This window comes from Blastococcus brunescens (assembly GCF_035320885.1).
GTDB classification, from domain to species: Bacteria; Actinomycetota; Actinomycetes; order Mycobacteriales; family Geodermatophilaceae; genus Blastococcus_B; species Blastococcus_B brunescens.
On record NZ_CP141261.1, the window covers coordinates 1,097,361 to 1,110,860 of the forward strand.

The 13,500-nt window shown below is 67.4% G+C and carries 12 protein-coding genes and 4 pseudogenes; 13 read left to right on the forward strand and 3 right to left on the reverse strand.

What is annotated here, in order from left to right:
• Positions 1 to 25: 25 nt before the first annotated feature.
• Complete coding sequence (locus U6N30_RS07385) at positions 26 to 703, reverse strand: TetR/AcrR family transcriptional regulator (protein WP_324278199.1); 678 nt, start codon at positions 701 to 703, stop codon at positions 26 to 28.
• 168 nt (positions 704 to 871) lie between these two features.
• Here U6N30_RS07385 and U6N30_RS07390 point away from each other — a divergent pair.
• The 6 genes and pseudogenes from U6N30_RS07390 to U6N30_RS07415 all read left to right on the forward strand — a co-directional run.
• Positions 872 to 1,587, forward strand: a pseudogene (locus U6N30_RS07390) (thiolase family protein); the annotation flags it as partial.
• A gap of 45 nt (positions 1,588 to 1,632) precedes the next feature.
• Positions 1,633 to 2,046: a hypothetical protein gene (locus tag U6N30_RS07395; RefSeq protein WP_324276760.1), complete on the forward strand. Its 414-nt coding sequence runs from the start codon at positions 1,633 to 1,635 to the stop codon at positions 2,044 to 2,046.
• Positions 2,047 to 2,133: 87 nt separating this feature from the next.
• The gene (locus U6N30_RS07400) at positions 2,134 to 3,189 is read left to right on the forward strand and encodes an acyl-CoA dehydrogenase family protein (RefSeq protein WP_324276761.1); all 1,056 of its coding nucleotides are present in this window, start codon (positions 2,134 to 2,136) and stop codon (positions 3,187 to 3,189) included.
• 34 nt (positions 3,190 to 3,223) lie between these two features.
• A pseudogene (locus U6N30_RS07405) lies at positions 3,224 to 3,960 on the forward strand (SDR family oxidoreductase).
• Positions 3,961 to 4,062: 102 nt separating this feature from the next.
• Entirely contained in the window at positions 4,063 to 4,719 is a 657-nt protein-coding gene (locus U6N30_RS07410; RefSeq protein ID WP_324276762.1) for an SDR family oxidoreductase, read from the forward strand.
• Positions 4,719 to 5,177, forward strand: a complete 459-nt coding sequence (locus U6N30_RS07415; protein WP_324276763.1) for a MaoC family dehydratase — start codon at positions 4,719 to 4,721, stop codon at positions 5,175 to 5,177. Before U6N30_RS07410 ends, U6N30_RS07415 begins: the two co-directional genes overlap by 1 nt.
• 126 nt (positions 5,178 to 5,303) lie before the next feature.
• Here U6N30_RS07415 and U6N30_RS07420 read toward each other — a convergent pair whose 3' ends face one another.
• Positions 5,304 to 6,353, reverse strand: coding sequence for a PucR family transcriptional regulator (locus U6N30_RS07420; protein ID WP_479690584.1), 1,050 nt, complete (start codon positions 6,351 to 6,353; stop codon positions 5,304 to 5,306).
• Positions 6,354 to 7,026: 673 nt separating this feature from the next.
• On the opposite strand from U6N30_RS07420, the gene U6N30_RS07425 reads away from it, so the two are divergent.
• The 7 genes and pseudogenes from U6N30_RS07425 to U6N30_RS07455 form a co-directional block, all read left to right on the forward strand.
• Positions 7,027 to 8,343: a thiamine pyrophosphate-dependent enzyme gene (locus U6N30_RS07425; RefSeq protein ID WP_324276765.1), complete on the forward strand. Its 1,317-nt coding sequence runs from the start codon at positions 7,027 to 7,029 to the stop codon at positions 8,341 to 8,343.
• A gap of 224 nt (positions 8,344 to 8,567) precedes the next feature.
• A pseudogene (locus tag U6N30_RS07430) lies at positions 8,568 to 10,114 on the forward strand (DUF6537 domain-containing protein).
• Positions 10,115 to 10,447: 333 nt separating this feature from the next.
• The gene (locus tag U6N30_RS07435; RefSeq protein WP_324276766.1) at positions 10,448 to 11,029 is read left to right on the forward strand and encodes a hypothetical protein; all 582 of its coding nucleotides are present in this window, start codon (positions 10,448 to 10,450) and stop codon (positions 11,027 to 11,029) included.
• Positions 10,927 to 11,370 carry a hypothetical protein gene (locus U6N30_RS07440; protein WP_324276767.1) on the forward strand — a complete coding sequence of 148 codons (444 nt, stop codon included), beginning with the start codon at positions 10,927 to 10,929 and terminating at the stop codon, positions 11,368 to 11,370. The genes U6N30_RS07435 and U6N30_RS07440 overlap by 103 nt, the downstream gene beginning before the upstream one ends.
• Positions 11,367 to 12,182: a transketolase family protein gene (locus U6N30_RS07445; RefSeq protein WP_324276768.1), complete on the forward strand. Its 816-nt coding sequence runs from the start codon at positions 11,367 to 11,369 to the stop codon at positions 12,180 to 12,182. Before U6N30_RS07440 ends, U6N30_RS07445 begins: the two co-directional genes overlap by 4 nt.
• Positions 12,176 to 12,358 (forward strand): hypothetical protein, encoded by a 183-nt coding sequence (locus U6N30_RS07450; RefSeq protein WP_324276769.1) that lies wholly within the window; start codon positions 12,176 to 12,178, stop codon positions 12,356 to 12,358. Before U6N30_RS07445 ends, U6N30_RS07450 begins: the two co-directional genes overlap by 7 nt.
• A 124-nt stretch (positions 12,359 to 12,482) precedes the next feature.
• Positions 12,483 to 12,674: pseudogene (locus tag U6N30_RS07455) on the forward strand (IS30 family transposase); the annotation flags it as partial.
• A 115-nt stretch (positions 12,675 to 12,789) separates the two neighbouring features.
• On the opposite strand, the gene U6N30_RS07460 reads toward U6N30_RS07455, so the two are convergent.
• Complete coding sequence (locus U6N30_RS07460; RefSeq protein ID WP_324276770.1) at positions 12,790 to 13,476, reverse strand: SDR family NAD(P)-dependent oxidoreductase; 687 nt, start codon at positions 13,474 to 13,476, stop codon at positions 12,790 to 12,792.
• Positions 13,477 to 13,500: the final 24 nt, after the last annotated feature.

Genomic DNA, 13,500 nt, shown 5'->3' on the forward strand with positions numbered 1-13,500 from the left:
AGCTGGGGTCGCGGCCGAGTCGTGGTCAGGCAGAGCCCACCAAGCGGAGTGCCAGTTCGCGGTAGTGCTCGGCGATGTACTCGGGGGTCCACGTTCCGCCCTCCCGGTACCACCGCGCTACGTCGATGCCTAGGGAGAGCACGGCAAGCGCGGCGATCGACGCGTCCTCGACATGAAAGCGGCCCGCCTCAGCTCCGGCCGCGATGATGTCCCGCACCCTGTGTTGCATCTCGCGGCGTATCTGCGCGATCTGCTCGACGTGCTGTGGGCTGAGGGCGGCCATCTCGTACTGGACGACCTGCGCCATGGTATGGCAGCGGGCATGCCAAGCGGTGTAGTCGTGCGCAATCGCGCGGAGTTGCTCCTCCGGCACCTCCGATCTTGCTGCGGCCTGCTCTAGCACCATCTGCACATCCCGGTGGCCGCTGAGTGACAGCTGGTAGAGCAGCTCCTCCTTCGTCGGGTAGTGGACGTACACCGATGCCGCGCTCATGCCGGCGGCCTCCGCGAGGTCGCGGGTACTGGTTCCGTGGAAACCCCGGGCGGCGAACGCCTGCAGAGCGGCGTCGAGGAGCTTTGCGCGGGTGCTTTCGCCGCGTGCGTTCTTGCGCGAGGGCCAGGGGCCGAGAATGTGATCTGTGTCATACCGACGATCTCCTGCGGCTCTTGACGTGACGCGACGACGTGATGTTACCTCTGGCAGGCTGGAAAACTAAGCGGTCGCTTAGGATCGAGCCGAGACACCTGTATCCATCACCGCGCATCCGGATGGCCTCACCCCAGAGGGCCGTCCAGAGCGCCGTGCCCGATGTCAGCCGGTCTGCAATTGGCGGCCGAGTGACCTGAATCCACCTCGGTAGCGGAGGTCATCATGAGCAACGGTGAGCAGATCGTCCTGGTCGACGGAGCGCGCACTCCCATCGGCTCTTTCGGAGGAGCGTTGAAGGACGTTCCGGCGCATGAGTTGGGAGGCGCAGCCGCACGGGCGGCGCTGGCACGGTCCGGAATCGCTCCTGATGAGGTCGACGAGGTCGTCATGGGCTGCATCGGCCAGATCGGGGCGGATGCGTTCAACGCGCGGCGGGTCGCGCGTGCGGCAGGGCTGCCCGTGAGCGTGCCGGCTTACACGGTCAACCGTCTCTGCGGATCGGGCCTGCAGGCCATCTGGTCCGCGGCCATGCAGATGCGGTGGGGTGGAGTCGACGTTGCCCTCGCCGGCGGCGACGAGTCGATGAGCCGCATGCCGTTCTACGACTTCAACGGACGGTCCGGCTGGAAGCTGGGCGACCGGAAGCTCGCGGATGGCACCGTCATGATGCTCACCGACCCCTTCGACGGCGTCCACATGGGCGTCACCGCGGAGAATGTCGCCGCCAAGTACCAGGTGTCCCGGCAGGAGCAGGACGAGTTCGCGTTGGAGTCCCAGCGCAAGGCAGCCTCCGTCAACTCCCGGGCCGCCTTCGTGGAAGAGATGATTCCGGTCGAAGGGGGCAGCACACGGTCGCCAAGGACGAGCACCCTCGGCCGGACACGACGCCGGACATCCTTGCCCGTCTGCGGCCGGTGTTCCGGGAGAACGGGACCGTCACGGCCGGTAACGCGTCGGGCATCAATGACGGCGCGGGAGCCGTGGTGCTCGCCCGGCAGGCGGTTGCCCGGGAGCGCGGGCTCACCGGCCTGGCGACCCTGGAGGCCGTAACCACCGCCGCCCTCGAGCCGGGGCTGATGGGTTATGCACCCGTGCTCGCCCTCCGGAAGCTGTTCGAGCTGACCAGCACGTCGTCGGCCGACATCGACACGTTTGAGGTGAACGAGGCCTTCGCGGCACAGGCCATCGCTGTCATCCGCGACGCCAAGCTCGACCCCGAGAAGGTGAACCCTTACGGCGGGGCCATCGCGCTCGGCCACCCGGTGGGTGCCACCGGCGCGATCCTGTCTCTGCGTGTCGCGAAGGATCTGGCTCGCCGTGATCTGGAGCTCGGAGTCGTCACCATGTGCATCGGTGGCGGGCAGGCGCTGGCGGCGCTGTTCAAGCGGGTGAGCTGATGCCGCGCCGCATCTACGACCGCGACCACGAAGCATTCCGGCTGTCGGTCCGCGATTTCCTGGACCGCGAGGTCTGGCCGAACGTCGATGACATGGCCGTCAGGGGGCATCCCGCGGGACCTGTGGCTGGCCGCAGGCAAGCAGGGCTACCTCTCACTGGAGATCCCCGAGCAGTACGGCGGGTCAGCTGCGGGGGACTACCGGTTCAATGCCGTGCTGATCGAGGAACTCGCCAAGGTCAATCTCGCTCTCGCTTCGTCCCTGAGCATCCACTTCGACGTCGTCACCCCGTACCTCGTGCACATGACCACGGAGGAGCAGCGACAACGATGGTTGCCCCGTGTGGCGACCGGAGAGATCGTCACCGCCATCGGTATGACCGAGCCGTCCGCGGGCTCCGATCTGGCCGCGCTGCGGACCACCGCGAACCGCCGCGGTGAGGATTGGGTGCTCAACGGGGCCAAGGCCTTCATCACCAACGGATATTCGGCCGACCTCGTGGTCGTAGCGGCTCGGACGACACCCGAATCTCGGTCGAAGGGCATCACGTTGTTCGGCGTCGAGAGCTCGATGGCCGGGTTCTCCCGCGGGCGCAAGCTGGACAAGGTAGGGCAGCCCGAAGCGGACACCGCCGAGCTGTTCTTCGACGATGTCCTGCTTCCAGCGGGCTACGAGATCGGCACAGTGGATCGCGGTTTCGTCCACATGATGGAGGGGCTGCCGCAGGAGCGACTCGGCGCCGCCGTGGCCAACCTCGCGCACGCCCGACAGATTCTCGACGAGACCATCACCTACGCCCGGGACAGGCACGCCTTCGGCGCCCCGATCGGCAGCTTCCAGCACAACAAGTTCCTGCTGGCCGATCTCGTCACACGGGCCGACGTCACGCAGGCGTACGTCGATCAGTGCGTTCTCGAGCACAGCGAGGGGCAGCTGTCTGCAACCAACGCGGCTAAGGCGAAGTGGTGGTCGGCCCAGCTGCAGAACGAGATCCTCGACAACTGCCTCCAGCTCCACGGGGGCTACGGCTACATGAATGAGCAACGGGTGGCTCGCGCCTGGCGAGACGCGCGGGTGACCAAGATCTGGGCCGGCTCCAACGAGATCATGAAAGAGCTCATCGGCCGAGACCTCGGGTTCTGAAGGTCCCACCTGATTTTCGATCGAGAGGACTGCGGTGAACAACCTCAGCTTTGACTTCCGTGGCCGTACCGCCATCGTCACGGGCGCAGCGCGCGGGATTGGCCTGGAGCTGGCTCGGCACCTCCACGACTCGGGCGCGACGCTGTACCTGCTCGACTACGACGGGGACGAGGTGGGAAAGGCCGCCGAGCAGCTCGGCGCCCGCGGAGTCGCTGCCGATGTGAGCAAGACCGAGGACGTCGAGGCGGCGGTTCAGACGGCGGTCCGGGAGACGGGCCGCTTGGACATCATCGTGAACAACGCAGGTGTCCTGCGTGACAAGGTGCTCTGGAAGCTCACCGACGAGGACTGGGAGGTCGTCCTCGCCGTCCATCTCGGGGGACCTTCCGCGTGACCCGCGCCGCCGTCCCGCACTTCCGTGCGCAGCAGTACGGCCGGGTGATCAATGTGACCTCCTACACCGGACTTCGAGGTAACACGGGTCAGGCCAACTACGCCGCGGCGAAGGCGGGAATCATCGGCTTCACCAAGACCGCGGCCAAGGAGCTGGCGCGTTTCGGGGTGACTGTAAACGCCATCTCGCCGAACGCCGAGACCCGGATGATCACGTCCATCCCTGCCGAGAAGAAGTGCGAGTTGGAAGCCACCATCCCGATGGGGCGGTTCGCCCAACCCAGCGAGATGAGTGCCGCCGTGAGCTTTCTGGCCTCCGAGGAAGCGGGCTACATCACCGGCACCGTGCTACCGGTCGACGGCGGGATCTCGATGTGAACCCTCCGGAACAGCGGTTCTCGGGCCGGGTCGCACTCGTCACGGGGGCCAGCAGAGGAATCGGCCTGGCCATCGCGGAGCGCATCGTCCGTGAGGGGAAGGGTGTGCATCACCGGGCGCAACGCCGAGGGACTGCACACCGCGGTCGACGAGCTGGGTGGGCCCGATGTCGCCCTGGCCGTCGCTGGGTCGGCGGACGACGCGCAACACCAGCAAGCAGCGGTCGACGCGACGGTCGGCGGGTTCGGCGGCCTCGACGTCCTGGTCAACAACACCGGCATCAATCCCGCATTCGGCTCGATGCTCGAGGTCGACACCTCCGCGATGCGAAAGATGATCGATGTGAACGTCATCGCCGCGCTTTCCTGGCTGAGAACTGCCTTGGCGGCCGGCCTCGACCGCAGGGGAGGGGCGGTGGTGAATGTGGCGTCGGTCGCCGGCCTGCGTCCAGCCCGCAGCATCGGGTTCTACGGCGCCAGCAAGGCCGCGTTGATCCATCTGACCATGCAGATGGCGGCCGAACTTGCGCCAGCCGTGCGGGTCAACGCGGTGGCACCGGCTGTCGTCCGGACCCGCTTCGCCGGCCCTCTGTACGAAGGCAAGGAGGACGACGTCGTCAGCGAGTATCCGCTTCGGCGACTGGGACTCCCGGCAGACGTCGCCGCAGCCGTGGCCTACCTGGCGTCCCACGATGCGTCGTGGGTCAACGGTCAGGTGCTGACGGTTGACGGTGGCCTGACGTTGCGCGGCGGCGTCTGATGGTCGAGACCACCCTGGACGAGATCGGCGCGGACCTCGGTCGCAGCACCTGGGTCGCCATCGACCAGGACAGGATCGACGTCTTCGCAGAAGCTACAGAGGACCGGCAGTGGATCCACGTCGATCCGACGCGTGAGGCCTCCGGTCCCTTCGGCGCCACGATTGCACACGGGTACCTGACGCTGTCGCTGCTCTCGAAATTCCTGCTGGAGCTGCTGGTGGTGCCCGACGCAGGGTCGGCCGTCAACCACGGCTTGGACCGTGTCCGATTCTCGGCTCCGGTACGCGCGGGAACCAAGATCCGGGCCCATGGCCAGCTGCTGCACGTACGCAGGTTGGACGCCGGCGTGCAGACGACCACCCGGATCACGATCGAGAGCGGTGCAGGCGACAAGCCGGCGGAGATCGCGGACGTGCTCACTCGTTTCATGAGTTCCGACGTCGGGCAGCGCGGGTAACCGACCCGTACCCCCAGGGAAGTCGGTTCGGCCGAGACGTGCCCAGCGACGCAGCGCCATGGTCGCACGTCCTGCGCCTACACGGAGGCCGGCGATCGGTGGTGCTCGTGCCCCTGCGAATGCCGATCACGCCAGCCAACAGGCGAGCAGCGAGATCGACAGGCCGGAGAAGCTGCGCGGGTCCCAGCCGGTCAGCGCCTGCCACCGGGCGAGTCGGTAGATCGTCGAGTTCGGGTGAAGCCCGAGGCTTCGTGCCGCGCCGGTGGCCGACAGGTCGTTCGAAGCGAATGCCAACACCGCTTCCGCGAGGTGCGGATGTGCGCGCACGACGTCGAGCTGGGGTTCCACGAGCGCACGGAGCTCGTGAGACGAGCTGAGGACGGCTTTCAACCAGTGGTCCTCGAAGCGTCGGATCCCCGGATCGGGTCCGTTCGAGGCGAGGACGCCCTGCGCGTCCCGCAGACTCCGGCTCGCGCCGGCGAGCGAGGGCCGCGCCAGGCCCGTGGCGAGCACTGCACCCGGCCGGATCCGCGCGATGGTCGACAGGAGCGCCGACTCGACGACGTCCTGGGCGATGACGACGATGGTGTCGCCACTGCGGACGGTGATCGCCGTGCCGGACAAGGCTTCCAGTGCGGACCGGAGCGCGGAGAGCCCGTCGTTGTCGGAGGCGACGGCATGCGAGCACACGGCGAGGAATGTGCCGACCGGATCGAAGCCGAGGGCGTGAGCGATCTGGGTGGCTTCCTCGTCGGCCACTTCGGCTTGCAGCAGCGCGAGGAACCGATGCCGCAAGGTGAGCTGGTCAGCATGCAGTGCACGGGTGAACTCGGCGTGAGCCTCTGCGAGGCGAGCGGTGATCAGCTGCACCGACCTCCACATGAGCGCGGCGACGTCGGGAAGGAGCTGCTCGCCGGGCCCTCGTACGGATCGCAGTCGGTCCCACAGTTCTCGATTGCCCACGTGGTAAGCGCCGATGACGGCTTGGACCGGCAAGCCCTGGCCGGCCCGCCGGCGCCCGAGCAGCGCAGCCCGTGCCAGGTCCTCGTCATCGGGCTCCCGCTGCTGCGCCAGGGCGTGGAGCAGCCGCATCTGCTGTTCGCGGACATGGCTGAGGTGTTCGTCGAGCGGGACCACGTCATAGGCAGGTTCCTCCGAGCGGATCCGGGAGGTCACAACGGGGCCAGCTCGTTCATCTGCTCGATTAATCGCTCACAGACGGCGCGCATCGGCTGCCAGGCTGGCGTGGCAAGGACGGTCACTACCTCGGCCTTTCGTGGAAACTCCCATCCCGGGAGTGGTCGATCTCGGAAAGTTCGTGTCTGGAGACGATGACAATGTGTCTCCCCACAAGGTCTCATGGACAGGACGCGCATGGCTCCGATCGAGCAATGCGCCGATGACCTACCTCGATCGGGAGATACTGTGACCCAGCTCGACGCCCCTGCTGCGCCCGCGTTCACCTTGAGCGACAGGTACGTAGTGGAGGAAGGATCGATCTACCTCTCCGGACTCCAAGCGCTCGTCCGGCTGCCCATCGACCAGCGGCGGCACGATCGGCGGCTCGGTCGGTCGACCGCCGCATTCGTGTCCGGCTACGAAGGCTCACCCTCGCCGGCTACGACCTCGAGCTAGGGCGCCAGCGGGCGCTGCTGGACGAGTACGACGTCGTCTTCCGACCGGCGGTCAACGAAGAACTCGGGGTCAATGCGGTCCAGGGCAGTCAGCTCGCGTCCCTTCTGGAAGACGCACGCTACGAGGGTGTGGCCGGCTACTGGTACGGGAAGGCCCCGGGCCTCGACCGGGCCTCGGATGCGCTGCGTCACGCCAATCTGGGGGCACGAGCCCCGTGGGTGGTGCACTGGCTCTCGTCGGGGACGACGCGGCCGCCAAGTCGTCGACCGTCCCGAGCGGCTCGGAGATCGCGATGGCCGAGCTCGGGATGCCGATCCTGGTACCCGCCGACCCGCAGGACATTCTCGACCTCGGCATCCACGGGATCGAGATGTCCCGGTTCTCCGGCCTGTGGGTGGGCATGAAGGTGGCCACGAACGTCGCCGACGGTTCCGCGTCGGCCACCGTCAGCCCGACGAGGACCGAAGTCGTGCGCCCCGACAACCGGGTGGACGGCCGCCGGTACGTCCACACCGTCTCCGCGCGGTTCCTGCAGCCGACGCTGGGTCAGCTGGAGCACAGCCTGATGCACGAGCGGCTCGAACTGGCTCGCAGATACGCGGCGGCGAACGACGTGAACAGGATGTGGAAGCGCGACGGGGACCGGATCGGCATCGTCGCCGCCGGTGACACCTACCTTGCTGTGCGGCAGGCCCTCGACATGCTGGGACTGCACCCTGACACGGCGGCGGCCAACGGGATCCGGGTACTCAAGCTCGGCATGGTGTTCCCGCTCGTCACGGACACGATCGAGAATTTCGCGGACGGCCTCAGCGAGATCATCGTGGTCGAGGAGAAGCGCTCCTTCATCGAGTCCGGGATTAAGGATCTGCTCTATGGGCGACCGGGAACTCCGGCCGTCACGGGCAAGCGGAACACCGACGGGACACCCTTGCTGCGTCCGGACGGCGACTTGGGGTCCGAACTCATCGCGAAGGCGCTCGCCGGCCGCCTCTCGGCACGACTCGACATCCCGAGCGTCGACCAGTGGCTGGCCGCGCGGTCCGTTCCGGCCACTCCGGCGCGCACGGCGCTCACCCTCGTGCCGAGGACGCCCTTCTTCTGCTCCGGCTGCCCTCACAACCGATCCACTCAGGCCCCCGAGGGTGCCCTTGTCGGCGCCGGGATCGGCTGCTCGGGCATGGCGCTGCTCATGCCGGCACCACGGGTCGGCAACGTGCTTGGCCTGAGCCAGATGGGTGGTGAGGGCGCGTCGTGGATCGGCATGTCGCCCTTCGTGGAAACCAACCACATGTTCCAGAACATCGGCGACGGCACGTTCCACCACTCGGGCAGCCTGGCGATCCGAGCAGCCGTGGCGGCCGGTACGAACATCACCTTCAAGCTGCTCTACAACTCGGCCGTCGCGATGACCGGCGGCCAGGCTGCCGTCGGCAACTTGAGCATCCCCGACATCACCCGGATGCTGACGGCCGAGGGGTCGCGAAGATCGTCGTCACCACCGAGGAACCGGCTCGGTATCGGCGCGTAAAGCTCGCTCCCGGTGGCGACGTCCGGCACCGTGACGAGCTGATGCGCACGCAGGAGGAGCTGGCGAAAGTTCCCGGCGTCACGGTTCTGATCCACGATCAGGAGTGCGCGACCGAGCTGCGCCGCAAGCGCAAGCGGTCCAAGGTGGCGGAGCCGGATTTCCGAGCGTACATCAACGAGCGCGTATGCGAGGGTTGCGGTGACTGCGGGGCGAAGTCGAACTGCATGTCGGTGCGGCCGGTGCAGACCGAGTTCGGCCGCAAGACCGAAATCCACCAGTCCTCGTGCAACAAGGACTTCTCCTGCCTGGACGGCGACTGCCCGTCTTTCCTGACTGTGGTACCCGGCAGCCGCAGATCGAAGCTGGTCAGCGTCGCTCCGATCTCCTCAGCCGTGCTCCCTGAGCCTGCGCAGTCCGTGGACCCAGACCGGTTCTCCGTGCGGATCACCGGTATCGGGGGAACCGGCGTCGTCACGGTTGCGCAAATCCTGGCCACGGCCGCGATCATGGCCGGCCGGCACGTCCGGGCCCTCGACCAGACAGGTCTGGCCCAGAAGGGTGGCGCGGTCGTGTCGGACGTGAAGGTGACCGCCGACGACCGTGAGCTGTCGAACAAGGTTGGCTCGGGTGAATGCGACCTGTATCTCGGCTGCGATGTGCTGGTGGCGGCCGCGGAGAACAACCTGTCGGTCACCGATCCGACACGAACCATTGCGGTCGTCTCCACCACCGAGGTCCCCACGGGCGCGATGGTGGTCGACACCTCCGTCGGCTTCCCGGCAGCCGAGGACACCCTGGGGCGCATCGGTGACCGGACACGGGCGGGTGCCGGCCGCTTCGTCGATGCGCGGGAGGCGACGCGGTCGCTGTTCGGGGACGACCAGTACGCGAATGTCTTCCTGGTCGGGGTCGCTTACCAGCTGGGTGCGCTGCCGGTCGGTGTCCGACGCATCGAGGACGCAATTGCTCTCAACGGGGTCGCGGTCGAGGCCAACCAGCAGGCATTCCGGCGCGGCCGGCAGCTGGTCTCCGATCCGGCCGCAATGCAGGCCGCGATCGACGAGCTGCACGGTGTCCCGGGCTCCGCTGACGACGACGCGGGGACGGAAGCCGACGCCCACGAGGATCTCGACGGGCTGGTGCAACGGCGGGTGGCCGACCTCGAGCGATACCAGAACCGGGCCTACGCGCAGCGGTACGCCGAGTTCGTGGACCGCGTGCGCCGGGCCGAGGACCGGATGGCGCCGGGGAGACCGAGCTGGCCCGGATGGTGGCTCGCTACCTGTACAAGCTGATGGCCTACAAGGACGAGTACGAGGTCGCCCGTCTCTCCATCGATCCCGCCCTGGCGGCCGACATCGAGCAGCAGTTCGGGCCCGGCGCGAAGTACAAGTACCGCCTCCACCCGCCGGTGCTGCGCGCCTTGGGGATGAAGCGGAAGATCAGCCTCGGTCAGTGGTTCCGCGGAATGTTCGTGGTGCTGTACGCCCTGCGTCGACTTCGCGGCACACCGTTGGACGTGTTCGGCTACGCGCGCGTGCGCCGGAACGAGCGCGGGCTTATCGAGTCCTACCGCGATCTGGTCGATGACCTGCTGACCCGACTGACCCCTGGGAATCACGCCGACATCGTCGCGATCGCCGAACTACCGGACATGATCCGGGGATACGAGCACATCAAGATGCGCAACGTCGAGGCCTACGAGGACGCCCTCAGCCAGCGTCTGGCTGCACTGGACCAGTCCGACCGCCGGCTCGCCCCGGCCCACTGATCGGTGCTGCTCGCCATGCACCTAGGCCGGAAGGACGCCGGCAGACTGCGCCCCTAGCAGGTCAGCGTCGGCAAGCTGAACGACGTCCGCGAGGCGATCCAGATCGCAGGGACGTGTCGGCGATCCGCTGCGTGTCCGGAATGAGAACCGAATGCCGCAACCTGCGGCACGCCAACAACCTGGAGTCGGCAATGAACTCCGAGGGCACGAGCGCGATCCACCGGCTCTCGCTAGCTAGGCTATCTCGCCCCGCACGTACTATAACTGCCGAATTGCCCATACTTTTGTCATCGACGACGTCTCTCGACGCTAACGCTCAAGCTGGAGGAATCAATGACGACGCAGCCGGCCACGGGGCCGCCCGCTACTACGGCAAGTCCGCCTCCCGCCGCGCTGCGAGTGCTGAGTGTCCCGGATCTTGAGGAGCAGGCGCGCCAAATCCGGGTCTCGATCATCGAGATGCTGACCGCCGCGAAGAGCGGGCATTCCGCCGGACCGCTCGGTATGGCGGAGATCCTGACGGTGCTGTACTTCGCGGTCATGCGCCACGATCCCGCGAATCCCGAGTGGGACAAGCGGGACACCTTCTTCCTCTCGAATGGGCACACCGCGCCCGTCCTGTACGCCGCGCTCGCGCATTCCGGCTACTTTCCACTCGAGGAGCTCACGACGCTGCGCCAGCTCGGCAGCCGGCTGCAGGGGCACCCCGAACGCACCGCCCTTCCTGGTCTGGAGAACACGAGCGGGCCACTGGGCTCCGGCCTTCGCAGGCGGCGGGGTACGCCTACGCGACACAGATCATCGATCGACAGATGGACCGATTCACCTATGTCTGCATGGGCGACGGCGAGCTCAACGAGGGCAACATCTGGGAGGCGGCGATGTTCGCGAGCAAGTACAAGCTTGGCCGGCTGATCGGCATCGTCGACCGCAACTACATCCAGATCGACGGCCTCACCGAAGACGTCATGCCGCTCGACGATCTGCGCTCGAAGTGGGAGTCGTTCGGCTGGCATGTGCTTGAGGTCGATGGCAACAACGTGTCAGAGCTGCTCGGTGCGATCCGGCAGGCCAAAGCCGTCGCGCAGAAGCCGTCGGTGGTCCTCGCCTACACGATCCCGGGGAAGGGAATCCCCTTCATGGAGTACGACTACAAGTGGCACGGTAAGCCGCCGACGCCCGGACAGGCCGAGGTGGCGCTCGGTCACCTGCAGCCCCTCGAAGCGCAGCTCTTGAAGGCCGAGGTCGAGGCGTGAGCGGTGAGTTCACCCTGGCCCCCGACTGGCAGTCGGCTGACTCCGAGCCGCTCCGCGCCGGCTTCGGCCGCGGTCTGCTCGAGGCTGGCCGTCGCGACGAGCGCGTGGTCGCGCTGTGCGCCGACCTCACTGAATCGACGATGATGCACATGTTCGCCGACGAGTTCCCGCGGCGCTTCATCGAGGTCGGCATCGCAGAGCAGAACCTCGTGACCGTGGCGAGCGGTCTGGCGCGCGCGGGCAAGATCCCGTTCACCTCGAGCTACGCCGCCTTCAGCCCGGGACGCAACTGGGAGCAGATCAAGACCACCGCAGCGCTGAACGACATGCCGGTGAAGGTCGTTGGCTCACACACCGGTGTCAACGTGGGTCCGGACGGCGCCACCCATCAGATGCTCGAGGACATCGCGCTGATGCGGGTCATGCCGAACATGGTGGTGGTCGCGCCGGCCGACTCCGTCGAGGCGGAGAAGGCGACACTCGCTATCGCCCAGAACAGCCGGCCCTCGTATCTGCGTCTCGCCCGTGACGCGACCCCGACGTTCACGACGCCCGGCACCCCGTTCGAGCTCGGACGCGCTTATGTCGTGCGCGAGGGCACCGACGTGACTCTGATCGGCACGGGCACCATGACGTACGAGCTGCTGGTGGCCACCGAGATCCTGGCTGCCCAGGGCATCGATGCCGAGCTCATCCACGCCCCTACGGTGAAGCCGTTCGACGAGGAGACGGTGCTGCGCTCAGTAAGCAAGACCGGCCTCGCGGTGACAGCGGAAGAAGCGCAGATCGCAGGGGGCTGGGCGGCGTGGTAGCTGAGCTGCTCGGCTCCAAGCTTCCCCGGCGGCTGCTGCGGCTCGGGATCGAGGACCGGTACGGCGAAAGCGGCGCTCCGCGCGAGGTGCTGGAATTCTTTGGATTGACCGGCCGACAGCTCGCCGGCCGCCTCGAGGAATTCACACGAACGTCGCGCGCCGTCGCGCTCGCCTGAGCGCTGCCTCAGGCCCTTGACAGCAGGATCGAACAGCAGCGTTTAGGCCACTCGGTAGGCGTGGCGGGCACGGACGAAACGGGCCGGAATAGGGCGCAGGCCTTGGGCGCGTAGTTCGCGGTGCCGGTCGATGGGCTACGGCGCTGTCCCGCCGGTCAAGAACGGACCTGCCCTCGGCGGCTACGGCGCCGTCGCGATGAAGGACGCCCTCACGACGACGATGGCCACGATGCCCGCCGAGCTGCTGCGCTCACTGACCTGGGACCGCGGCAAAGAGCTCTCCGCGCACGCACAGTACAAGGTCGACACCGGCATCGCCGAGGGTGCAGGCGAGGGCTGCACCGGGCCGCCGGCCGCCGGCACCTCTGCCGTGAAAGACGGCAGTGGTCAGGACCGCGCGAGCGGTCCTGGCCACTGCGAAATCGGGGGTCTTACCAGGGCACGACTTCCTCGTCCTGGTAGAAGCCGCCGGTGCCCGCCTGGGCGGGCAGGTTGACGACGTGCTTGATGCTGGCTGCGCCCTCGGGAACAGGGCGGCCGCCCGCGCCGCCCAGGTCGGTGGCCGTCCAGCCGGGGCTCGCCGCGTGCACGATGATGCCCTCGTCAGCCAGCTCCGCGGCCAGCGCGGCGGTGAAGGCGTTGAGCGCGGCCTTGGAGGCGCTGTACGCGGAGGTGTGTGCACCCATACGCGTGAGAGAAGCAGCCTCGCTGGAGACGTTGATGATGCGGCCGTTCTCGGACTTGCGCACCAGCGGCAGGAACGCCTGGGTGGTGCGCCACTTGCTGAACAGGTTGATGTTCAGCGTGTCCTGCACCTTGTCGAGGCCGACCGTGGAGGGCTGCTGGTCGTAACCGAAGAGGCCACCGACGTTGTTGACCAGCACGTCGACGCGGCCGAACTCGGCCTCGACCTTCCTCGCTGCGGCGTCGATGCTCGCCTGGTCGGAGGTGTCGAGCTGAATCGGGTGGACGTCGCCACCGATGTCCGCGGCCGCCTTGGCCGCGGCGTCCCGGTTGCGGGCGCTGAGCAGGACGGTGTCGCCGTCGGCTGCCAGCTGGGCGGCGAGCTCGCGGCCGATACCGCGGTTCGCTCCGGTGATGAGGGTGATGCGCGCCATGCCTGTGTGTCTCTTTCCGATGAG

What these genes read in the sequence shown, in the direction of transcription:
- U6N30_RS07400 (WP_324276761.1), top strand. Translation starts at nt 2,134, where the DNA reads ATGACATGGCCGTCAGGGGGCATCCCGCGGGACCTGTGGCTGGCCGCA.
- U6N30_RS07415 (WP_324276763.1), top strand. Translation starts at nt 4,719, where the DNA reads ATGGTCGAGACCACCCTGGACGAGATCGGCGCGGACCTCGGTCGCAGC.
- U6N30_RS07435 (WP_324276766.1), top strand. Translation starts at nt 10,448, where the DNA reads ATGACGACGCAGCCGGCCACGGGGCCGCCCGCTACTACGGCAAGTCCG.
- U6N30_RS07440 (WP_324276767.1), top strand. Translation starts at nt 10,927, where the DNA reads ATGGACCGATTCACCTATGTCTGCATGGGCGACGGCGAGCTCAACGAG.
- U6N30_RS07460 (WP_324276770.1), bottom strand. Translation starts at nt 13,476, where the DNA reads ATGGCGCGCATCACCCTCATCACCGGAGCGAACCGCGGTATCGGCCGC.